We start from the raw sequence: 264 nt of genomic DNA, 5'->3' as shown, positions 1-264 counted from the left end.
CACCGACTATTTCAGGGTCTGCAACGGGTGAGCCTGAGGGCACCGTTGTTACGATCACCGTGACGGATGAAGCGGGTAATCTGCAAACAATTACTACCGAAGTGCAAGCCGATGGCACCTTTAGTGTGGATGTACCTAATGAGCTAAGTGAAGGTGAATTTACCGTTGAGGTATCGGTAACCGATAACGCGGGTAATGAAACTACAGCCACCACCACAGGTGAGGTTGATACCGCAGCGCCTACAGTAATAATAGATCCCGTGG

The 264-nt window shown here is 50.4% G+C and carries 1 protein-coding gene; it reads left to right on the top strand.

The window, feature by feature from the left end; all coding sequences use genetic code 11:
• The coding region (locus PSH48_RS21105; RefSeq protein WP_273612332.1) for an Ig-like domain-containing protein at window positions 1-264 on the top strand (264 nt) is incomplete at both ends.

It is taken from the genome of Pseudoalteromonas sp. Angola-4 (assembly GCF_028599265.1).
Taxonomy (GTDB): domain Bacteria; phylum Pseudomonadota; class Gammaproteobacteria; order Enterobacterales; family Alteromonadaceae; genus Pseudoalteromonas; species Pseudoalteromonas atlantica.
This window is presented reverse-complemented; position numbering and strand designations above follow the sequence as displayed.